This is a genomic window from Variovorax boronicumulans (assembly GCF_040544675.1).
Taxonomy (GTDB): domain Bacteria; phylum Pseudomonadota; class Gammaproteobacteria; order Burkholderiales; family Burkholderiaceae_C; genus Variovorax; species Variovorax boronicumulans_D.
This window is the reverse complement of sequence record NZ_JBEPKK010000027.1, coordinates 1-19,821: the sequence shown is the minus strand read 5'-3', so window position 1 is coordinate 19,821 and position 19,821 is coordinate 1. Positions and strand designations below refer to the sequence as shown.

At 65.2% G+C, this 19,821-nt stretch carries 22 protein-coding genes; 5 read left to right on the top strand and 17 right to left on the bottom strand.

What is annotated here, in order from left to right; translation table 11 throughout:
- The 9 genes from ABIC90_RS26780 to ABIC90_RS26740 all read right to left on the bottom strand — a co-directional run.
- A partial coding sequence (locus ABIC90_RS26780) for a GTP-binding protein (protein ID WP_280812214.1) occupies positions 1-137 on the bottom strand: 137 nt, incomplete at its 3' end.
- 196 nt (positions 138-333) lie between these two features.
- The gene (fusA, locus tag ABIC90_RS26775; protein WP_354359681.1) at positions 334-2,433 is read right to left on the bottom strand and encodes an elongation factor G; all 2,100 of its coding nucleotides are present in this window, start codon (positions 2,431-2,433) and stop codon (positions 334-336) included.
- A gap of 96 nt (positions 2,434-2,529) precedes the next feature.
- The gene (rpsG, locus tag ABIC90_RS26770; protein ID WP_101491328.1) at positions 2,530-3,003 is read right to left on the bottom strand and encodes a 30S ribosomal protein S7; all 474 of its coding nucleotides are present in this window, start codon (positions 3,001-3,003) and stop codon (positions 2,530-2,532) included.
- 149 nt (positions 3,004-3,152) lie between these two features.
- Positions 3,153-3,530, bottom strand: coding sequence for a 30S ribosomal protein S12 (gene rpsL, locus ABIC90_RS26765; protein ID WP_013543948.1), 378 nt, complete (start codon positions 3,528-3,530; stop codon positions 3,153-3,155).
- Between the two features lie 195 nt (positions 3,531-3,725).
- Positions 3,726-4,895, bottom strand: a complete 1,170-nt coding sequence (locus tag ABIC90_RS26760; protein WP_354359678.1) for a D-alanyl-D-alanine carboxypeptidase family protein — start codon at positions 4,893-4,895, stop codon at positions 3,726-3,728.
- A gap of 41 nt (positions 4,896-4,936) precedes the next feature.
- Complete coding sequence (locus ABIC90_RS26755; protein ID WP_354359676.1) at positions 4,937-5,569, bottom strand: alpha/beta hydrolase; 633 nt, start codon at positions 5,567-5,569, stop codon at positions 4,937-4,939.
- Between the two features lie 32 nt (positions 5,570-5,601).
- Positions 5,602-5,955, bottom strand: coding sequence for a (2Fe-2S) ferredoxin domain-containing protein (locus ABIC90_RS26750; RefSeq protein ID WP_354359674.1), 354 nt, complete (start codon positions 5,953-5,955; stop codon positions 5,602-5,604).
- Positions 5,956-5,991: 36 nt separating this feature from the next.
- Complete coding sequence (locus tag ABIC90_RS26745; protein ID WP_354359672.1) at positions 5,992-7,116, bottom strand: VanZ family protein; 1,125 nt, start codon at positions 7,114-7,116, stop codon at positions 5,992-5,994.
- A 5-nt stretch (positions 7,117-7,121) separates the two neighbouring features.
- A complete protein-coding gene (locus tag ABIC90_RS26740) occupies positions 7,122-7,550 on the bottom strand; it encodes a CopD family protein (RefSeq protein ID WP_354359670.1) in 429 nt (142 codons plus the stop codon).
- A gap of 356 nt (positions 7,551-7,906) precedes the next feature.
- Between ABIC90_RS26740 and hemB the strand changes: the two genes are divergently transcribed.
- Positions 7,907-8,923 (top strand): porphobilinogen synthase, encoded by a 1,017-nt coding sequence (gene hemB / locus ABIC90_RS26735; RefSeq protein WP_354359668.1) that lies wholly within the window; start codon positions 7,907-7,909, stop codon positions 8,921-8,923.
- Positions 8,924-8,992: 69 nt separating this feature from the next.
- On the top strand, positions 8,993-10,171 hold the full coding sequence (locus tag ABIC90_RS26730; RefSeq protein ID WP_354359666.1) for a magnesium transporter CorA family protein: 1,179 nt from the start codon (positions 8,993-8,995) through the stop codon (positions 10,169-10,171).
- Between the two features lie 74 nt (positions 10,172-10,245).
- Here the strand turns inward: ABIC90_RS26730 and ABIC90_RS26725 are convergent, their stop codons facing one another.
- Positions 10,246-10,614 (bottom strand): DUF4148 domain-containing protein, encoded by a 369-nt coding sequence (locus ABIC90_RS26725; protein WP_354359664.1) that lies wholly within the window; start codon positions 10,612-10,614, stop codon positions 10,246-10,248.
- Positions 10,615-10,831: 217 nt separating this feature from the next.
- Positions 10,832-11,170, bottom strand: coding sequence for an alpha/beta hydrolase (locus ABIC90_RS26720; protein ID WP_354359662.1), 339 nt, complete (start codon positions 11,168-11,170; stop codon positions 10,832-10,834).
- Positions 11,171-11,278: 108 nt separating this feature from the next.
- Between ABIC90_RS26720 and ABIC90_RS26715 the strand changes: the two genes are divergently transcribed.
- The gene (locus tag ABIC90_RS26715) at positions 11,279-12,181 is read left to right on the top strand and encodes a LysR family transcriptional regulator (protein WP_354359660.1); all 903 of its coding nucleotides are present in this window, start codon (positions 11,279-11,281) and stop codon (positions 12,179-12,181) included.
- A 45-nt stretch (positions 12,182-12,226) separates the two neighbouring features.
- On the opposite strand, the gene ABIC90_RS26710 is transcribed toward ABIC90_RS26715, so the two are convergent.
- Entirely contained in the window at positions 12,227-12,910 is a 684-nt protein-coding gene (locus ABIC90_RS26710) for a dienelactone hydrolase family protein (protein ID WP_354359658.1), read from the bottom strand.
- 58 nt (positions 12,911-12,968) lie between these two features.
- The gene (locus ABIC90_RS26705; RefSeq protein WP_354359656.1) at positions 12,969-13,568 is read right to left on the bottom strand and encodes a 2-hydroxychromene-2-carboxylate isomerase; all 600 of its coding nucleotides are present in this window, start codon (positions 13,566-13,568) and stop codon (positions 12,969-12,971) included.
- Positions 13,569-13,642: 74 nt separating this feature from the next.
- On the opposite strand from ABIC90_RS26705, the gene ABIC90_RS26700 reads away from it, so the two are divergent.
- A complete protein-coding gene (locus ABIC90_RS26700; RefSeq protein WP_354359654.1) occupies positions 13,643-14,389 on the top strand; it encodes an SDR family oxidoreductase in 747 nt (248 codons plus the stop codon).
- 9 nt (positions 14,390-14,398) lie between these two features.
- Entirely contained in the window at positions 14,399-15,052 is a 654-nt protein-coding gene (locus ABIC90_RS26695; protein WP_354359652.1) for a MarC family protein, read from the top strand.
- A gap of 28 nt (positions 15,053-15,080) precedes the next feature.
- Here ABIC90_RS26695 and ABIC90_RS26690 read toward each other — a convergent pair whose 3' ends face one another.
- The 4 genes from ABIC90_RS26690 to ABIC90_RS26675 form a co-directional block, all read right to left on the bottom strand.
- Entirely contained in the window at positions 15,081-15,542 is a 462-nt protein-coding gene (locus tag ABIC90_RS26690) for an EVE domain-containing protein (protein ID WP_354359650.1), read from the bottom strand.
- 64 nt (positions 15,543-15,606) lie between these two features.
- Positions 15,607-16,779, bottom strand: a complete 1,173-nt coding sequence (locus ABIC90_RS26685) for an ABC transporter substrate-binding protein (protein WP_354359648.1) — start codon at positions 16,777-16,779, stop codon at positions 15,607-15,609.
- A gap of 43 nt (positions 16,780-16,822) precedes the next feature.
- Entirely contained in the window at positions 16,823-18,703 is a 1,881-nt protein-coding gene (locus tag ABIC90_RS26680; RefSeq protein WP_354359646.1) for an AMP-dependent synthetase/ligase, read from the bottom strand.
- Positions 18,704-18,707: 4 nt separating this feature from the next.
- Positions 18,708-19,481, bottom strand: coding sequence for an ABC transporter ATP-binding protein (locus tag ABIC90_RS26675; protein ID WP_354359644.1), 774 nt, complete (start codon positions 19,479-19,481; stop codon positions 18,708-18,710).
- Positions 19,482-19,821: the final 340 nt, after the last annotated feature.

Genomic DNA, 19,821 nt, shown 5'->3' with positions numbered 1-19,821 from the left:
GCCTTGGCTTCGCCGCCGAACTTGGCCGACAGAACGGTTGCGATTGCAGCCGTCAGCGTGGTCTTGCCATGGTCGACGTGACCGATCGTGCCCACGTTGACGTGGGGCTTGGTGCGGGTGAACTTACCTTTTGCCATTTTTCAATCCTTGAAAGAGCATTCCCGTGTATTGGTTTTATGTCTGCACCCGATTGCTGGTTCGCCTCGCACGGGAACGTGGCGGCACCGGATCGCAGACAACGAAGGCCACGCACTGCGTGACCCTGCATTCTTTTGAATCAGTTGGGGACAGAGCAAATTTGCTGCGCAAATCTTGGTCTGTCCCGCAAAGACATTACTTTGCGCGAGCAGCCACGATGGCTTCGGCAACGTTACGGGGAGCTTCAGCGTAGTGCTTGAACTCCATCGTGTACGTGGCACGGCCTTGCGACATCGAACGCAGCGTGGTCGAGTAGCCGAACATTTCCGACAGCGGCACTTCGGCCTTGATGGACTTGCCGCCACCGATCATGTCGTCCATGCCCTGCACCATGCCGCGGCGTGAGGACAGGTCGCCCATCACGTTGCCGGCGTAGTCTTCAGGCGTTTCGACTTCCACGGCCATCATGGGCTCCAGGATCACGGGGCTGGCCTTGCGGGCGCCTTCCTTGAAACCGAAGATCGCGGCCATCTTGAACGCCATTTCGTTCGAGTCCACATCGTGGTACGAACCGAAGTGCAGCGTGACCTTGACGTCCACGACGGGGTAGCCCGCCAGCACGCCTTGGGTCAGCGCTTCCACAACGCCCTTTTCCACTGCGGGGATGTATTCGCGAGGAACCACACCGCCCTTGATGGCGTCGACGAACTCGAAGCCCTTGCCGGCTTCCTGCGGCTCGAGCTTCAGGATCACGTGACCGTACTGGCCCTTGCCGCCCGACTGGCGAACGAACTTGCCTTCGGCATCTTCGACGGTCTTGCGGATCGTTTCGCGGTAAGCCACTTGCGGCTTGCCCACGTTGGCTTCCACGCCGAATTCGCGCTTCATGCGGTCCACGATGATTTCAAGGTGGAGCTCGCCCATGCCGGCGATGATGGTCTGGCCCGATTCTTCGTCGGTCTTGACGCGGAACGACGGGTCTTCCTGAGCGAGACGCTGCAGGGCGATGCCCATCTTTTCCTGGTCGGCCTTGGTCTTGGGCTCGACGGCCTGCGAGATCACCGATTCCGGGAACACCATGCGCTCGAGCGTCACGACGGCTGCCGGGTCGCACAGGGTTTCGCCCGTGGTGACTTCCTTCAGGCCCACGCAGGCGGCGATGTCGCCGGCGCGGATTTCGTTGACTTCTTCGCGGTTGTTCGCGTGCATCTGCACGATACGGCCGATGCGTTCCTTCTTGCCGCGCACCGGGTTGTAGACGCTGTCACCCTTGGTCAGCACGCCCGAGTAGACGCGCACGAAGGTCAGCTGGCCCACGAACGGGTCGGTCATCAACTTGAATGCGAGCGCCGAGAACTTCTCGCCGTCGTCAGCCTTGCGGGTGACAGGGGCTTCGTCTTCGTCGGTACCGGTGACCGGGGGAATGTCGGTCGGTGCGGGCATGTATTCGACGACGGCGTCGAGCATGGCCTGCACGCCCTTGTTCTTGAAGGCCGAGCCGCACAGCATCGGCTGGATTTCGCCGGCGATGGTGCGCTGGCGGATCGCGGCCTTGATTTCTTCCTCGGTCAGCTCGTTGCCTTCGAGGTACTTGTTCATGAGCTCTTCGCTCGCTTCTGCAGCGGCTTCGACGAGCTTTTCGCGGTACTCGGCGCACACGTCGGCCAGGTTCGCGGGGATTTCACCGTAGGTGAAGGTCACGCCCTTGTCTTCGTCCCAGATGATCGCCTTCATCTTCACGAGGTCGACGATGCCCTGGAAGTGCTCTTCGGCACCGATCGGGATCTGGATCACGACGGGGTTGGCCTTCAGGCGGTCCACCATCATCTGGCGCACGCGCAGGAAGTCGGCGCCGGTGCGGTCCATCTTGTTGACGAACGCGAGGCGCGGAACCCGGTACTTGTTGGCCTGGCGCCAGACGGTTTCGGACTGGGGTTGCACGCCGCCGACCGCGTCGTACACCATGACGGCACCGTCCAGCACGCGCATCGAGCGCTCGACTTCAATGGTGAAGTCCACGTGGCCGGGGGTGTCGATGATGTTGATGCGGTGTTCTTCGAACTTGCCGGCCATGCCCTTCCAGAAGCAGGTGGTGGCAGCAGAGGTGATCGTGATGCCGCGCTCTTGCTCTTGCTCCATCCAGTCCATCGTGGCGGCACCGTCGTGCACTTCACCGATCTTGTGGTTCACGCCGGTGTAGAACAGGATGCGCTCGGTCGTCGTGGTCTTGCCGGCGTCGATGTGCGCCGAGATGCCGATGTTGCGGTAGCGCTCGATGGGGGTCTTGCGGGACATGATTTACTTTCGGGTTAAATGCGTTGAGCGCTGGGTCCTGAGCCCTGGCGACATCGCCCGGCACTCAGCACCCAACGCCCAAGCGAAGTTTGATTTTTAGAAGCGGAAGTGGCTGAAAGCGCGGTTGGCTTCTGCCATGCGGTGCACTTCGTCGCGCTTCTTCATGGCGCCGCCACGGCCTTCCGTGGCTTCCATCAGCTCGTTGGCCAGACGCAGGGCCATCGACTTCTCGCCGCGCTTGCGAGCGGCTTCCTTGATCCAGCGCATCGACAGGGCGAGGCGACGGACAGGGCGGACTTCGACCGGCACCTGGTAGTTCGCACCGCCGACGCGGCGCGACTTGACTTCGACCATCGGCTTCACGTTGTTGATGGCAACGGTGAAAGCTTCGAGCGGGTCCTTGTCAGGGTTCTTCTTTTCGATGAATTCGAGCGCACCGTAGATGATGCGTTCGGCAACAGCCTTCTTGCCGCCTTCCATGATCACGTTCATGAACTTCGACAGCTCGACATTGCCGTACTTGGGATCCGGCAGGATTTCACGTTTGGGGACTTCGCGACGACGTGGCATTTTTTAACCTCTTTGCTTCAGTTGGCACCGCTTCCGGTACCGCGAGAGCCAGTCAGGACTCTCACTTACTCGACCCGACATTGGGTCACTTCGTTCGATGTGCCCGCCAAGGCAACCGAACACCGCTTGTTTTCTGACGACAAGAAGGCTTAAGCCTTCTTGGGGCGCTTTGCGCCGTACTTGGAACGCGACTGCTTGCGGTCTTTCACGCCTTGCAGGTCGAGCGAACCGCGCACGATGTGGTAGCGAACACCGGGCAAGTCCTTGACACGACCGCCGCGAACCAGCACGACGCTGTGTTCCTGCAGGTTGTGGCCTTCGCCGCCGATGTAGGAGATGACTTCGAAGCCGTTGGTCAGGCGGACCTTGGCAACTTTACGAAGCGCCGAGTTGGGCTTCTTTGGCGTCGTGGTGTAGACGCGGGTGCAGACACCGCGACGTTGCGGCGAGTTCTGCATGGCAGGGCTCTTCGAATTGATCTTTTCGACCGTTCGACCCTGACGCACCAGTTGATTGATGGTTGGCATGAATGAATTAGTCCCAAAACAACCCGGCTTTGGTTGCAGAACCGCCCTTGGTCGTGACTCAAGGAAGCCGGGAATAACGAAAACGTGAAACCCTTCGGAAAATTCCGAAAAGCCCACGAGTATAGCAAACGCGCCTGAAACGGCAATGTCCGCAGCATCGGAGCGGGCCGGGGCGGCCTCGGCCGCCCTGCCGCGCTACTTGATCCAGAGGCGCACGGCGTCCCAGGCGCGGCCGAAGATGCCGGCCTGCTCGACGGCTTCCAGCGCCACCAAGGGAACATCGGCCACCTGCTGGTCGTCCAGGGTCACCTTGAGCGAGCCCACGGGCTGGTACTTGGTGAAAGGCGCCACCAGCGGATCGGGGCGCGCCACCTGGGTCTTGATCTTGCTGGCGCTGCCGGCAGGCACCGCCACCACGATGGCCTCGGGGCGGCCGAGCTTGAGGACGTTCGCCTTGCCCTTCCAGACCGCGGGGGTCGCGGCAGGCTGGCCGGCGTCGAAGAGGCGCACGGCGTCATAGGCCGTGTAGCCCCAGTTCAGCAGCTTCTGCGATTCGTTGGCGCGAACGGTCTCGCCCGAAGTGCCCAGCACGATCGACAGCAGGCGGCGGCCGCCGGTCAGGTTCGGGAAATCGCGCTTGGCGGTGGCGATCATGCAGTAGCCGGCGGCCTCGGTATAGCCGGTCTTCAGGCCGTCGACGGTGGGGTCGCGGAACAGCAGCAGGTTGCGGTTGGTGTCGTTGGTGGAGGGCGTGCCCGGGTAGCGGTACTTCTTGATGGCGTAGTACTTGGCTTCTTCCGGGAAGTCGCGCACCAGTCGGGTCGCCAGGATGCTCAGGTCGCGGGCCGTTGTCGTGTGGCCAGGCACGGTGAGCCCTTCGGGGTTCTTGTAGGTCGTGTTCTTCATGCCCAACGCCTTGGCCTGGGCGTTCATGAGTTCGACGAAATGCTCCACCGTCCCGCCCACGCCTTCGGCCAGCGCCACGGTGGCGTCGTTGCCCGACTGCACGATCAGCCCCTTGATCAGGTCTTCGACCGGCACCTGCATCTTGGGGTCGATGAACATGCGCGAGCCGGGCATCTTCCAGGCGCGCGGGCTCACCGGGAAGGTCTGCGTCAGCGTGATCTTCTTGGCGCGCAGCGCGTCGAACACGATGTACGCCGACATCAGCTTGGTGAGCGAAGCCGGCTCGACCGGGCTGTCGATGTCCTTCTGCGCGAGGATCTGGTTCGCGGTCACATCCAGCAGCAGATAGCTGCGCGCGGCGATCTCGGGCGGCGCCGGCACCTGGGCGGCGGCGATCAGGCTGGCCGACGCGGCGGCGGTCAGCAACAGTGCGCGGAGCGCATTGAAAAAACGATTCATGGGGAGGATGGAAAGAGACGAAAACAAGCCCGAGGAGGCTTTCATTCAATGCCCGCGCGGAGGTGGCGGGCAACCAGACTTTTGAGCAGCGGCAATTGTCCGTGAAAGAAATGGCCGCCCCCGGGAATAACCGTGACAGGAAGTGACTGCGGCCGCGCCCAGTCCATCACCGCCGCGAGGGGCACGGTGTCGTCCGCTTCGCCGTGAACCACCAGCATGCGCTCGTGGGCCTCGACGGGCAAGGTGGCCACGGTGTTGCGAGCGGCGGCCGTACCGACCAGCACGACCTGCCTGACGTCGCGCGCAGCCCAGAGCTTTTCGGCCGCGCCGCTCGCGACAAAGGCGCCGAACGAAAAACCGGCAATGGCCAGCGGGCCTTCGGGCGCGAGCTGGGCCACGACATTCAGCATGTCTTCGAGTTCACCGCGCCCTTCGTCGTGCACGCCCTCGCTGGCTCCCACGCCGCGAAAGTTGAAGCGCACGGTGGTCCAGCCGCAGGCCACGAAAGCGCGCGCCAAGGTCTGCACCACCTTGTTGTCCATGGTGCCGCCGAACAGCGGATGCGGATGAGCGATCACCGCGATGCCGCGCGCGGCGTCGGCCGGCTGGTCGCGCTGCACTTCGATCGCGCCGGCGGCACCCTGAAGGCTGATCTTTTCAGTCTGGGAATTCATGTCGCTGTGAGTGAGCGCTCGATCGAAAAAGTTCAGCGCCCGACATCGGCGGGCAGCACGAGCCGCTCGACGACCTGGCCGTTCTTCAGGTGCGACTCGACGATCTCGTCGATGTCTTCAGCGTCGACGAAGGTGTACCAGACGGCTTCCGGATACACCACCGCCACCGGGCCGCCGGCGCAGCGGTCCAGGCACCCGGCCTTATTGACGCGCACCTTGCCCGGCCCGGACAGCCCCGCCTCCTTGACCTTCGCCTTGCAGCGATCGAAGCCCTCCTGTGCGTTGTGCATGGCGCAGGAGTCTTCGCCGTTCTTGCGCTCGTTGAGGCAAAAGAAAATGTGGCGACCGTAGTAGCCGCTGGTCGCGGCAGGCGTGGAGCTGGGCATCGGCCGATTTTAGTGACGGCTGCTCCGGGCACCCCGCTACTGCGCCGGACGCCCCCTGCGCGACAGCGCGGCCACCACATACCCCATCACCGCGAACGGCCAGATCCATCCCAGCCACTGCGCCAGCCCATGGAAGCGAATGAAGCGCCCCTGCTCCCAGGTGGCCAGGGTCTGCGCGAAGTAGGCGCTCTCGGGCGCCTGATTCAGCAGCGCCAGCTGCAGCACGAGCCCCATTAGCAGCAATGCACCGCACAGCCGGCGCGGCGCGAACAGCAGCAGCACACCGGCGACAAGCGCCGCGGCCATGCCGACCTGGACCGGCAGGTCGAGCCAGGCCCACGCATGTTCGGGCCCGTAGCTCAGCGCTGCGGACAACGCCGAGGCGGCCACGCCCGACAGAAAGATCAACGGAAGCAGAACGGCCCGCCGGGCGACCGTGCGCGCCACCAGATAGCCCAGCAGGCACGGCACCAGGGCGCCGAGCATCACGCAAAGCAGCTCCACTGCAGGCACCAGCGGCTCGAGCTCGAACTGGCGCACGGGCAACCAGTCGATGAAGGGGGTGTCGAGCAGCCACTCGGAGATCGCCACTTCGAGCCGCTCGAACACCTGGCCCAGCCCGAAGGTCACGGCCGCGGGAAACAGCAGCGCAAAGGGCCACAGCGCCAGCAGCACCAGTGCGCCGCGGGCATCCTCGATGAACCACTGCGAGCGGGTGCGCCCCCAATGGGCGACCGCCCCCAGCCGCTCCAGCGCCACTGCGAGCACCGCGCCCAGCACCGCGCCGGTGGTGTTGAGCCCCAGGTCGACATTCGAGGGAATGCGCACCGGCAGATAGCTCTGTAGCGTCTCCATCGCAAAGGCAATCGACGCGCCGGCCACGGTGGCGCGCAGCACGGCGCGCCAGACGGCGACACCTTGCCGCGTGCGCAGCACCGCCAGGGCGCACAGGAAACCGAAAGGCACGTAGCCCGCCACGTTGACCGCGAAATCGAAACCGGTCCAGTACTTGGGCCATGGCGCCCAGAGGTAGGCCCAGGGCGCAATCCCTTGGTCGCGCCAATCCGAAAACGGATAGAGGCTGGCGTAGACGATCAGCGCCGCATAGGCGAGCGCCAGGGGGAGCGCGGCGGACTTGTGCGGCCTCTCCACCGTGTGCATCGGCTTCAGAACGGCTTGACGACGACCAGGATCACGATCCCGGTCAGCAGCAGCACCGGCAGCTCGTTGAACCAGCGGTACCACCGATCGCCGCGCCGGTTGCCGCCGGACGCAAAGCGCCGCAGCAGCACGCCGCAGCCATGGTGATAGCCGATGGCCACCAGCACGAGTGCCAGCTTGGCGTGCATCCAGCCGTTGCCCGGTCCGCGTCCGATGCCGTAGCCCAGCCAGAGCCACAACCCGAAGCCCAGGGCGGGCACGGCCAGGAAGGTCGTGAACCGCATCAGCTTGCGCGCCATCAGCAGCAGGCGCTCGCGCTCGGCCACCGATTCGGGTGGCACCATCGCCAGATTGACGAAGATCCGCGGCAGGTAGAACAAGCCCGCGAACCAGCTCGCGATGAACACGATGTGAAGAGATTTGACCCAGAGCATGAGGGCCAGTTTAGTGGCGCGCCGCTTCACTGCCGCCAGATCTGCGCACGGGGCCAGCGCATCGGGCCAAAAAGCCTCGGCCCAAAAAAAAGCCCGACGTCTTCACGTCGGGCTGGGAAGCCCTTTTGCTGTCACACATCAAGGCACCCGCTCAGGGAGGAAAAGCGGGGAGCGGCAAGCCGCCCGCTGGAGAATTTAACAAAGACGAAACAAGGTTTCAAGCGAATGACGTATTTTCTTTAACATTCCAAACAAAAAAACGAGAACCTTGGTGCTACGAATTTCCTTGGTTGTAGGACAACTGGACGCCTGAACAAAGCACCGCGAAATGTAGCTTCAGGCACAATTTTGGGCATATGACGTCTTCCACTTCCCCCCTGGCCATGTTTCCCGCAGGGCGGCCGCGGCGCCTGCGCCGTGACGAATTCACCCGCAACCTGGTGCGAGAGCATGCGCTCACTGCCCATGACCTGATCTATCCGGTGTTCGTGCAGGAAGGCGAGAAGCGCCGCGATGCCGTCGCTTCCATGCCCGGCGTGGACCGCCTGAGCCTCGACCTGCTGCTGCCCGTGGCCGAGCAGTGCGTGGCGGCCGGCATTCCCGTGATGGCGCTGTTTCCGGTGATCGACGCCGGCCTCAAGACGCCGGCGGGCGATGAAGCCTTCAACCCCGACGGATTGATCCCGCGCGTGGTGGCCGCGCTCAAGTCGCGCTTTCCGGAACTCGGCGTGATGACCGATGTGGCGCTGGACCCCTACACCAGCCACGGGCAGGACGGCCTGCTGGACGACAACGGCTACATCGTCAACGATGCCACCGTCGAAGTGCTCGTGAAGCAGGCGCTCACACAATCGCAAGCCGGCGTGGACATTGTTGCGCCCAGTGACATGATGGACGGCCGCATCGGGGCCGTCCGCGCCGCGCTCGAAGCCCGCGGCGACATTCACACGCGCATCATGGCCTACAGCGCCAAGTACGCCAGCGCCTTCTACGGCCCGTTCCGCGACGCGGTCGGCTCGTCCGCCACGCTCGGCAAGAGCAACAAGAAGGTCTACCAGATGGACCCCGGCAACAGCGACGAGGCGCTGCGCGAAGTGGCGCTGGACATCGCCGAAGGCGCCGACATGGTGATGGTCAAGCCCGGCATGCCTTACCTGGACATCGTGCGCCGCGTGAAGGACCAGTTCCATGTGCCGACCTTCGCCTACCAGGTGAGCGGCGAGTACGCGATGCTCAAGGCCGCCGCCCAGAACGGTTGGCTCGACCACGACGCGGTGGTGCTCGAGAGCCTCCTGGCCTTCAAGCGCGCCGGCGCCGATGGCGTGCTGACCTACTTTGCACTCGACGCCGCACGGCTGCTGCAAAAACAATAGCGTTCCAAGCGCCGCCCATGCGCCCATGGGCGAGGCGGGCAACTGAAAAAAGCACAGCAAGGCAAAGCCATGCGCATCTTCGAAGTCAACCGCTCGCTGGTCAGCGAGCACCATGCGCTCATGCCGCTGGCCGTGCCTGGGGCCTGCGCCGCCGGCGGGTACCTCTGGATCTCGCTCACGCGGGAGGAATTCCGCGCCTCGCTTCCCGAAATCCAGCAGATCCTGCAAACGCTCTGCCAGACCCAGCTCGTCGACCTGCATGTGGCCGACCTCCTGAACGACCAGCTTCCTTCCCACAGCGACTACACCTCGCAGTACGACGTGCTGGTGTTCCGGCGCCTGGCCACCGCCCAGGGGCAGGCGGCGCCGGGCAATGGAAAGGGCGACGGCAATGCCGCGGCGCCTGTTCCTGCTGCGCCGGCGGCACCCGCCAAGCCACGCGGCGGCCCGCCGGTGCTGCGCCGCGTCGACACCCGCCCCGTGGGTTTTGCTGTCTTCGACCGGGTGTTGCTGTCGGTGCATCCGGAGGACGGCGCGATGCGCGACGCCTTCGCCGCCCGGCTGCTGGCGGCCGGTTCGCCCGACGGCCGCGGCGCCCCGGCATTGGATGCGCGCGCCACCTCCACGCGCGTGCCCACCGGGCCTTCAGACCTGATGCTGCGCATCGTCAACCAGATCGTCGACGGCTACCTCGACCTGCGCCGCGAACTCACCCGGCAGCTGGACCACTGGCAGACCGAACTCATCGATCCGCGCAGCCGTTTCACCAACTGGGGCGCGCTGATGGAGGCACGGCAGTCGCTGCACCACCTGGACGAAATCTGCGAAGACCAGCGCGCCGCGATGCAGGACTGGATCGACACGCTCGAAACCCTGCCGCCAGCCACGAGCGAGGCGGAGCAGCGCGAGCGGGAGCTCATCATGATCAGGAGCCGCGACGTGCTGGAACACATCGAGCGGGTGGTGCACCACGTGCGCAGGCTCGAACAGAACGCCGAGACCGCCGTGCAGATGCACTTCAGCGTCCAGGGCCACCGCGCCAACGACATCATGCGGGTGCTCACCGTGCTGACCGCCATCTTCCTGCCGCTGAACCTGATCGCGGGCATCTTCGGCATGAACTTCGACTTCATTCCGCTGGTGCACAAGGCCGACGGCTTCTGGATCGCGATGACGGCCATGCTCGTCATCGCGGTGCTGCTGGTGCTGGTCTTCTGGCGCAAGCGCTATCTCGCCCGAACACGCTGACCGCCCGCCCAATGCAAAAGGCCACGCATTCGCGTGGCCTTTTTGCCGAGCTGCCCCGAAGGGCAGGCTCTTATTTACTTGGCGGTAGCGCCCGAGCCTTGCTGGGCCTGAACGCGTGCGTCCATCGGGTTGACCATCGTCGAGACGACCTTGCTGTTGACGCGCGAGCCCGAGGTCACGTTCTGGTCCGGAGCGTAGGCGGTGCGAACGGCTTCGGCTTGGACGATCGCGCGGTCCTTCGACACGGCGACCGTTTCCGGGCCGCGCGAACCGCGGGTCACGTTCTGGTTCGGAGCCGATGCGGTGCGCACGGCTTCGGCGTTGACTTCGTCGCGGCTCTTGGTCGAGACGGCGGTGTTCACGCCTTCGTAGGTTTCGGCTTGGGCGCCGGTGGCGGCCAGGAGGGTCAGGGCGGCAGCGGCGAGGATGTGCGAGGTCTTCATGTCAATTCCTTGTGTTCAGTCGGATGGTTTGTCCACCAGGCTTGCTCGTTCGCTTGCCTGTGCGGCGAGTTTCAGACGAAATTCAGTGCGGAAATCGCGTGAATCAGAGACACGGTGTTTCCTCTATTGAAACAATGCGCCCCCTATGCATGCACACATCAAAAAAGGCCGGGACCGCTTGCACGGACCCGGCCTTCTGGAATGGATGCCTGCGGAATCAGCGGTCCGGGCGCTGGGGATTCTTTTCGAACTGCGGCGGCAATTCGCTGTTCGCGAATGCGCGGCGGTCCACGTTCTGGTTGGGCGAGTGGGCCGCGGCAACGGCCTCTGCGCGGACCGACGCGCGATCGAGGCGGCTGGGCTGCGTTGTCAGGGGCGATGCCACCACATCGCCGTAGACATTGCCGCCGCGCGCGGCGGCCGCGCCTTCGGCTTGCAGTTGGGCGCGGCTGGCGGCGATCTTGAGCGGCTGCACGGGCTCGAAGCCCTGCGCGTGCGCGCCGGCGGCCGTCAGCATGGACAGGGCGGCAACGGCGATGATGTTCGGGATGTTCATGGTTCGGCTCCTTCGGCGCATCGCCCAAGTGTGATGCAGGTCGCCTAAGAAAAGCGCCGCAGAATCGAACCACGGCGTTCTTCGAACGGAAACAATGGACCCACCGACATGGACAGTCTCGATCTGATCAGAACCTTTCGCGAAGTCGCCTCTCACGGCAGCTTTTCGCAGGCAGCCAAGAAGCTCGACATGTCGAAAGCCACCGTCAGCAAGTACGTGGCCGAGCTGGAAACCCGATTCGGCGTGCGACTTCTCAACCGCTCCACGCGCTCGGTGAGCCTCACCGACGCCGGGCAGCTGCTGCTCGATCGCAGCACCCCGGTGCTCGAGATGGTGGAGCTGACCCAGGCCGAACTGCAGGACCGCGCCAGCCAGCCCGCCGGGCGGCTGCGCATTTCGGCGCCGCACGGCATAGGCAACGGCGAGTTTCCCAACCTGCTGGCCGACTTCATGCGCTACTACCCCGACGTGAGCATCAGCCTGCAGCTGACCAACCGCGCGGTCGATCTCGCCGAAGAAGGCATCGACGTCGACATCCGCAGCGGCCCCGTGGAAGACGCCAACCTGATCGTGCGCAAGCTCCGGCTCATGAACATGGTGGTCTGCGCCTCGCCGGTCTACTGGAAGAAGCACGGCAAGCCCGCGCACCCGCGCGAGCTGGCCGGGCACGACGCGCTCACCCATTCGCTGCTCGGCGCCCAGCCGGGCTGGCGCTTCGACGAGGGCGGCGAGCCGCTCGACGTGCCGGTCAAGAGCCGCATGGACTGCACCGAGGGCGCGCCGCTGATCCGGGTGGCGATGCGCGGCTTCGGCGTGATCTACCTGCCGTCGATCCTCGTGCAATCGCACATCGACCACGGCGAACTCGTGCCGGTGCTGCAGGACTTCACGCGCAAGGACATGTGGCTCTCGGCCGCGTACCTCCAGCGGCGCCACAACAGCGCAGCCCTGCGCGCGCTGCTCGACTTTCTGCAGACCCGCGTGGGCGACGCACCCGGCCTCAAGAAATGAAAAAGCCCGGCGCTGGCCGGGCCTCTGGCTGCTCAGGGCAACGACTCAGCCGACGTGCTTGGCAAAAAAAGCGAGCGTGCGTTCGCGCGCCAGCTTGGCGGCGTCCGCGTCGTAAGAGCCGCGCTGGTCGCAATTGAAGCCGTGGCCCACCGGGTACACATGCACTTCCACCTCGGGGTGCGCCTTCTTGAACGCCTCGATGGTGTCCAGCGGAATCCAGTGGTCCTGGTTGCCGAAGTGCGCCAGCACCGGCACCTTGGGCTGGCGCGCGGTTTCTTCGGGCGAGGTCATGCCGCCGCCGTAGTACGGCGCCGCAGCCGCCAGGCCCGGCAGCAGTGCGGCGGCGCGCCAGGTCAGCAGCCCGCCCCAGCAGTAGCCCACGATGCCGACCTTGCCCGCCTTTGATGCATAGGCGATGGCGGCCTCGATGTCCTGCAGCACGCCGGGCTCGGGCAACGCCTCGACCGCGGTCTTGAGGCCGAAGCCCTCCTTCATCTCGTCATCGGTATAGCCGAGTTCCACGCCGGGCTTCACGCGCTGGAAGGTGGCCGGCGCAACCGCCAGGTAGCCCTCGGCCGCATAGCCGTCGGCCACCGAGCGGATGTGCGAATTCACGCCGAAGATCTCCTGCACCACGACCACCGCGCCGCGCGGCTTGCCCGCGGGCTCGGCCACGTAGGCGGGAAAGCTGAAGCCGTCTTTGGCGGTGAGATCGATGAATTGACCCATGGTTGTCATGCTCCTGATAGCGATTGAATGAACGATGAATGAAAGTGGAAAGCCGTCGTCACCGGCGCAGCGCCCGCTCGACGAAATCGAGCCGGTCCTGCCCCCAGAAGATCTCGCCGTCGATCACATAGCTGGGCGCGCCGAACACCTGGATGTCGATGGCCTCCTGCGTGTACGCCTCGAAGCGCTCCTGCACCGCCTGGCTTTGCGACTGCTCCGCGCGCTTGGCCGGCAGCCCGCATTCGGCGACCAGGGCTTCGAGCACCTTCGGGTCGCCGATGTTCCGCTCCTGCACCCAGACCGCCGCGAACACCGCGGCGCACATCCGCATTGCGGCCTGCGTGCCGTCGTGGATGTCGACCGCGATGATCAGCCGCGCCGCGTCGTCGCTGGCCACCGGAAAGAACTTGGGCTTGGGGTTCATCGGCAGGCCCAGGTGCTGCGAGAACCGCGCCAGCTCGACCAGCCGGTAGGCCTGCCGCTGCGGCGCCCGCTTGCCCAGCGGCAGCCCGCCCGACACCGGAAACACGCTCCCCAGGTCGATGGGCCGAACGCGCACCGTGGCGCCCGCGGCGGCGGCAATCGCCTCGAAGCGGGTATGACCCAGATAGGTCCACGGACTCTGGGGTGCAAAGTAGTAGTCGATCGTTTTGCTCATACGCTGCCCCTCGAATGATGTAATCCAGCCCGACGGTTTTAACTGACACACAGTTTCTCTGCAGGAGGCAGGTCTTGAACCCAGTGCTATTGATCACCGGCGGCGGACGCGGCATCGGCGCCGCCACCGCCCTCCTCGCAGCGCGGCGCGGCTACGCGGTGGCCGTCAACTACGCCAGCAACTCGCTGGCGGCCGACGAAGTGGTGCGCACCATCCGCGCGGGCGGCGGCACCGCCATCGCGGTGCAGGCCGACGTGGGCGACGAAGCCCAGGTGATCGCGATGTTCGAGAAGGTCGACGCCAAGCTCGGCCGTCTGACCGCCCTCGTCAACAACGCCGGGGTGGTCGATGTACAGGCCCGCGTCGACGAGATGAGCGTGGCGCGCATGGAGCGCATGTTCCGCATCAACGTGATCGGCAGCTTCGTCTGCGCGCGCGAAGCGGTGCGCCGCATGAGCACGAAGCACGGCGGCGCGGGCGGCGCCATCGTCAACATCTCCAGCGGCGCCGCGCGGCTCGGCTCGCCGGGCCAGTACGTCGACTATGCGGCCAGCAAGGCGGCCATCGACACCTTCACCATCGGCCTGGCCAAGGAAGTGGGCGACGAAGGCATCCGCGTGAATGCGGTGCGCCCCGGCCTCATCGACACCGAGATCCACGCCTCCGGCGGCATGCCCAACCGCGCCGTCGAACTCGCGCCCTCCGTGCCGATGAAGCGCACCGGCAGCCCCGAGGAAATCGCGGGCGCGATCCTCTGGCTGCTGTCGGACGAGGCGAGCTACACCACCATGGCCCTGCTCGACGTGACCGGCGGAAGGTAGGTGAGCGCCATGAGCACCTCGATGGACCTCATCAAGCCGCTGGTCACGCTGGTGGCCATCGTCAACCCGCTGGCCATCGTGCCCTTCTTCATTCACTACACGCAGGGGTACTCCGATGCGCAGCGCCGGCACACGGTGCGCATGTCGGCATTCAGTGCGTTCGTGGTCATCGCGGTGAGCGCGCTGCTGGGCTTGCAGTTGCTGTCGTTCTTCGGCATTTCGATCGCGAGCTTCCAGGTCGGCGGCGGATTGCTGCTGCTCATGAGTTCGCTGTCGATGCTGAATGCGCAGCCGGCCGAGAGCAAGACCAACGTCGAGGAGCTGCGGGCCACCGAGGTCAAGGCCTCGATGGGCGCCTCCATTGCGGTCGTGCCGCTCACCATTCCACTGCTCACCGGCCCTGCCACCATTTCCACCGTGGTGATCTACGCCGACAAGGCGCAGCACCTCTGGGAGCTTGCGGTGCTCGTGGGCTATGGCGTGGTGGTGGCGCTGGCGACCGCGCTGGCGTTTTCGCTCGCGCAGCCGATCGCGCGCGTGTTGGGCAAGACGGGCATCAACATCATGACGCGGCTGATGGGCCTCATCCTCGCCGCGCTGGCCGTCGAAGTGATGGCGGACGGGCTCGGCAAGCTGTTCCCGATCCTGTCCAGGGCGGCCTGACGGCGCCGGCTGTTTACGTCCGGCCTGTTCAGGCCAGCATCTTCTCGATGATCTTCCAGTGCGCCGGCTCCACCGGCGTGATCGACAGCCGGTTGCCCTTGCGCAGCACGACCAGTTCAGCCAGCTCGGGCTTGGCGCGCAGCTCTGGCAGGGCCAGCAGCCGGGTCTTGCGCAACGCTTGCACATCGACCAGCAGCCAGCGCGGGTCGTCCTTCTTCGAGGCCGCGTCGTAGTACGGCGCCTTCACATCGAACTGCGTCGGATCGGGCTTGATGCCCGAGGCCACGCGCGCGATACCGGCGATGCCCGGCTCCGGGCAGCTCGAGTGATAGAACAGCACGCCGTCGCCGACCGTCATGCCGTCGCGCATGAAGTTGCGCGCCTGGTAGTTGCGCACGCCGGTCCACGCCACGGTGGCATCGGGCGCGGCGAGCGCGTCGTCGATGGAGACTTCGTCGGGCTCGGATTTCATCAACCAGTACTGGGGCATGGCGCTCTCGCGAAGGGTTCGGCGACGAAATATAGCCGCCCGCCCCGGTACTGGCGGACTGGCCTTACGGCGTCACGTAGTCCGACACCACCACCCACTTGCCGTCCTTGATCTGCGACAGCCGCGACTGTTCATTGCCCAGTCGCTTGGTGGCGGTGTAGCTGCTCTTCGGGCTGCCGAACATGTCGGGCTCGAAGGTCATGCTGTCCATGGCCTTGATGAAGCTGTCGGTCGTGAGGTTCGGGCCGGCCTTGGTCGCCGCCTTGATGAACGAATCGACGATCACGTAGCCGTACACCGAGAACACCGTCGGGTCTTCGTTGAACTTGGTCTTGTACTTGTTGGCCCAGAAGCGCAGCGGCTGCGACTGCTCGTCGGTGTAGGGGTTCTGCACCGTCATGGTCGCGTAGACGCCGTCCATCGCCTTGCCGCCGAGCTTGTGGATCAGGTCGGTGTAGGCCGCGCTCGAACCCAGGAAGGTCGGGTTGAAGCCGGTCTTGCGCGACTCGCCCACGGTGCCGATGGTCTCGCGGATGATGGTGCCCAGCACCACCAGGTCGCAGTTGGCGGCCTTCATCTTGGCGACCTGCGAGCTGAAGTCGGTGGCGCCGCGCTTGAACGAGGTTTTCTCGGCCAGCTCCATGCCCATGGTCTTGAGCCCCGCTTCGGCGCCGCGTTGCACTTCGAGCCCGAATTCGTCGTCCTGGTAGATGGTGCAGACCTTCTTGGCGCTCTTGTCCTTGACCATCTTGGGCAGCGCCAGGCGGATCTGGTCGTAGTAGGTGGCCGCGAACGAATACTTCAGCCGGTTCAGCGGCTCGTACATTTCGCGCGCCGCCGTGATGGGCATGAAATTGACGATGTTCTTGTCGAACTGCACCGGCATCGCCGCCATGTTCTGCGCCGTGCCGATGTGGCCGGCCATGATGAAGATCTTTTCCTGGTTCACCAGCTTCTGCGCCGCCAGCACGGCCTTCTTCGGGTCGTAGCCCGAGTCCTCGACGTAGAGCCTGAGCTTGCGGCCGTTGACGCTGCCCTGCTCGTTGAGTTCGTCCACGCGCAGCTGCATGCCGTTGCGCGCCTGCTTGCCGAAGCCCGCGAGCGGCCCCGACAGATCCTGGATCGTGCCGATCCGAATCTCGTCCTTGCTCACGCCTTGCTGCTGCGCGGACGCGAGCGTCGCCGCGAGGCCCAGCACGGCCAGAGTCGTCACTTTTGTCACTGTCTTGGGCTTCATGGGATGTTTCCTCGGGTTGACACTAAAAACCTTCGCCCGCCGGTCAGCGGTACATGGCCTCGATGCGCTCCGCGTACTTGGTCTGCACCAGCTTGCGCTTGAGCTTCATCGTCGGCGTCAGCTCCTCGTCCTCGGCGCTCAACTGCGTCTCGAGCAGGAAGAACTTCTTGATCTGCTCCACGCGCGCGAACTTCGCGTTGACGCGGTCGACCTCGCCCTGGATCAGGTCCAGCACCTCCTGCGCGCGCGTCAGGCTCTCGTAGTTGCTGAACGGCACGTCGTTGTCCTGCGCAAACTTCTCGACGTTCTCCTGATCGATCATCACGATCACCGTCAGGTAGGGTTTCTTGTCGCCGATCACCACCGCGTCGGTGACGTAGGGGCTGAACTTGAGTTCGTTCTCCAGCTCGCTCGGCGTGATGTTCTTTCCACCTGCCGTGATGATGATGTCCTTCATGCGGTCGGTGATGCGGAAATACCCTTCCGCGTCGACCAGCCCGACGTCGCCGGTGTGCAGCCAGCCGTCGGCGTCGATGGTCTCCGCCGTCTTCTCGGGCAGGTTGAGGTACCCCATGAAGACATTGGGGCCGCGCACCAGGATCTCGCCGGTCTCGGGGTCCAGCCGCACTTCGTTGTAGCTGGTGGCCGGGCCGATGGAGCCCGGCGCGATGCGCGAGGGCGGCACGCCGGTGGAGGCGCCGCACGACTCGGTCATGCCCCACACCTCCAGCATCGGCACGCCGAGCGCGAGGTACCAGCGCACGAGGTCGGGCGAGATCGGCGCCGCGCCGGTCACCAGAAAGCGCGCGCGGTGAATGCCGATGAGCTTGCGCACGTTGTTGAGCGCGAGCCAGCGCGCAATGCGGAACTTCAGGCGCAGCCCGGCACCGATAGGCTGGCCCTGCAGCACGCGGTCGGCAATCTGCTGGCCGACACCGATGCTCCAGCCGTAGGCGGCCTGCTGCACGCGGCTCGCTTCCTTCAGCGCGATCATCACGCCCGAATAGAACTTCTCCCACACGCGCGGCACGGCGGTGAACACCGTGGGCGCAATCTCGCGGACGTTCTCGGGCACCGTCTCGGGGTTCTCCACGAAGTTGAGGATCGAGCCGGTGTACATCGCGAAATACTCGCCGCCCATGCGCTCGGCGATGTGGCACAGCGGCAGGAAGCACATGCGCTCGTCCGTCTCGCCCTGCGCGAGCAGCGTGTTGTAGCCGCGCATGGTGTAGACCAGCCCGTGGTGGCTGTGCATGGCGCCCTTGGGCTTGCCGGTGGTGCCCGATGTGTAGACCAGGATGGCGAGGTCCTCGGGCCGGCAGGCGGCGATGCGCTCCGTCAGCGCCTGCGGCTGGGCCTGCAGGTACTCGCGGCCCAGCGCGCGCAGCGCATCGAGGCTGATGACGCCGGGGTCGTCCAGGTCGCGCAGGCCTTCCATGTCGAACACGATCACCTTGCGCAACAACGGCAGCTGCGCGCGCACTTCGAGGGCCTTGTCCAGTTGCTCGTCGTCTTCCACGAAGAGCACCGTGGTGCGCGAGTCTTCGCAAAGGTACGCGACCTGCGAGGCCGCATCGGTCGGATAGATCCCGTTCGACACGCCACCGCAACTGAGCACCGCAAGGTCGCACAGCACCCATTCGATGACGGTGTTGGAGAGGATCGAGGAGCAGTCGCCGTGCTTGAAGCCCAGCGCCAGCAGGCCGCCCGCAATCTCCCGCACCGCTTCGGCCGTTTGCCGCCAGGTCCAGGTGCGCCAGATGCCGAACTCCTTTTGCCGCATCCACACCTTGTCGTCGCGCATCTCCACGGCATTCCAGAACACCGCGGGCACGGTCTCGCCGGGCACGACGACGTCGAGCCGAGGTTGAAGATGCGCCAGGTCCCAGAGACCGGCAGGAGCGCGCAGGGCCAGTGTGCTCATGGGGTCATCTCCAGTTCTTCTTCTTTTTCCAGCGCCGCTCGCCGCGCACGCCGTCGTCCTTTACGCCGAGGTAGAACTCCTTGATGTCTTCCTTCTCGCGCAGGCGGTCGCAGGAATCCTCCATGACGATGCGCCCGTTCTCCAGCACGTAGCCATGGTCGGCGGCGTTGAGCGCCATGTTGGCGTTCTGCTCCACCAAGAGGATGGTGGTGCCGCGCTCGCGGTTGATGCGCACGACGATCTCGAAGATCTCCTTGGTGAGCTTGGGGCTCAAGCCGAGGCTGGGTTCGTCCAGAAGAATGAGGTGCGGCGCGGCCATGATGGCGCGCGAAATCGCAAGCATCTGCTGCTGCCCGCCGGAGAGGAGGCCAGCATCCTGCGTGGCCCGCTCGCGGAGGATGGGGAAGTACGTGTAGACGGTCTCCATGTCACGCGCAACGCCGTCGCGATCATTGCGGGTGTAGGCGCCCATCAGCAGGTTGTCCTTCACCGACAGCAGCGGAAACACCTCGCGGCCCTCAGGTACGTGGCTCAGGCCCTGCTGCACGATGAAGGCGGGGTCCTTGGCGGTGATGTCCTTGCCCTGGAATTCGATGCTGCCTTTTCTCGGGTCGATGATTCCGGAGATGGTCTTGAGGATCGTTGTCTTGCCGGCGCCGTTCGAACCCAGCACGGTGGCGATCTCGCCCTGTTTGACTTTGAGGCTCACGCCGCGGATGGCCTTGATGGGGCCGTAGGCGCTTTCGACGTTGAGCAGTTGCAGAACGACGTCGCTCATGCGGGTGCTCCTGAGGGCGGGGAACGGCGTTGGGGCCCCTGCCCCGGGCGGGCCGACGTCACCGGCCCTTCGGGCTGCCCTGCGCTGCTCGCGACGGGCGGGGTCTCGCAGAACTCGCTTCGCTCAAACAGCTGCGAGCCCTGATCCGCCCGTCGCTGCGCTGCTCGGCGGTGCCTCAACGGCCCACCCGGGGCAGGGGCCCCAACGCCGTGGGTACGCACAGAGCGATCACTACACCCCCAAGCCCGGTGTGCGGTGCGGGGCGGGCGCCCCCTCTGGGCCGCCGAGGAGCGCAGCGTTTCGCGGATCAGGGCTCGCAGCTGTTTGAGCGAAGCGAGTT

Bases quoted from the DNA above. Each gene is read 5' to 3' on its own strand.
- fusA (WP_354359681.1), bottom strand. From the start codon at position 2,433: ATGTCCCGCAAGACCCCCATCGAGCGCTACCGCAACATCGGCATCTCG.
- rpsG (WP_101491328.1), bottom strand. From the start codon at position 3,003: ATGCCACGTCGTCGCGAAGTCCCCAAACGTGAAATCCTGCCGGATCCC.
- rpsL (WP_013543948.1), bottom strand. From the start codon at position 3,530: ATGCCAACCATCAATCAACTGGTGCGTCAGGGTCGAACGGTCGAAAAG.
- ABIC90_RS26760 (WP_354359678.1), bottom strand. From the start codon at position 4,895: ATGAATCGTTTTTTCAATGCGCTCCGCGCACTGTTGCTGACCGCCGCC.
- ABIC90_RS26755 (WP_354359676.1), bottom strand. From the start codon at position 5,569: ATGAATTCCCAGACTGAAAAGATCAGCCTTCAGGGTGCCGCCGGCGCG.
- ABIC90_RS26750 (WP_354359674.1), bottom strand. From the start codon at position 5,955: ATGCCCAGCTCCACGCCTGCCGCGACCAGCGGCTACTACGGTCGCCAC.
- ABIC90_RS26745 (WP_354359672.1), bottom strand. From the start codon at position 7,116: ATGCACACGGTGGAGAGGCCGCACAAGTCCGCCGCGCTCCCCCTGGCG.
- ABIC90_RS26740 (WP_354359670.1), bottom strand. From the start codon at position 7,550: ATGCTCTGGGTCAAATCTCTTCACATCGTGTTCATCGCGAGCTGGTTC.
- hemB (WP_354359668.1), top strand. From the start codon at position 7,907: ATGACGTCTTCCACTTCCCCCCTGGCCATGTTTCCCGCAGGGCGGCCG.
- ABIC90_RS26730 (WP_354359666.1), top strand. From the start codon at position 8,993: ATGCGCATCTTCGAAGTCAACCGCTCGCTGGTCAGCGAGCACCATGCG.
- ABIC90_RS26725 (WP_354359664.1), bottom strand. From the start codon at position 10,614: ATGAAGACCTCGCACATCCTCGCCGCTGCCGCCCTGACCCTCCTGGCC.
- ABIC90_RS26720 (WP_354359662.1), bottom strand. From the start codon at position 11,170: ATGAACATCCCGAACATCATCGCCGTTGCCGCCCTGTCCATGCTGACG.
- ABIC90_RS26715 (WP_354359660.1), top strand. From the start codon at position 11,279: ATGGACAGTCTCGATCTGATCAGAACCTTTCGCGAAGTCGCCTCTCAC.
- ABIC90_RS26710 (WP_354359658.1), bottom strand. From the start codon at position 12,910: ATGGGTCAATTCATCGATCTCACCGCCAAAGACGGCTTCAGCTTTCCC.
- ABIC90_RS26705 (WP_354359656.1), bottom strand. From the start codon at position 13,568: ATGAGCAAAACGATCGACTACTACTTTGCACCCCAGAGTCCGTGGACC.
- ABIC90_RS26695 (WP_354359652.1), top strand. From the start codon at position 14,399: ATGAGCACCTCGATGGACCTCATCAAGCCGCTGGTCACGCTGGTGGCC.
- ABIC90_RS26690 (WP_354359650.1), bottom strand. From the start codon at position 15,542: ATGCCCCAGTACTGGTTGATGAAATCCGAGCCCGACGAAGTCTCCATC.
- ABIC90_RS26685 (WP_354359648.1), bottom strand. From the start codon at position 16,779: ATGAAGCCCAAGACAGTGACAAAAGTGACGACTCTGGCCGTGCTGGGC.
- ABIC90_RS26680 (WP_354359646.1), bottom strand. From the start codon at position 18,703: ATGAGCACACTGGCCCTGCGCGCTCCTGCCGGTCTCTGGGACCTGGCG.
- ABIC90_RS26675 (WP_354359644.1), bottom strand. From the start codon at position 19,481: ATGAGCGACGTCGTTCTGCAACTGCTCAACGTCGAAAGCGCCTACGGC.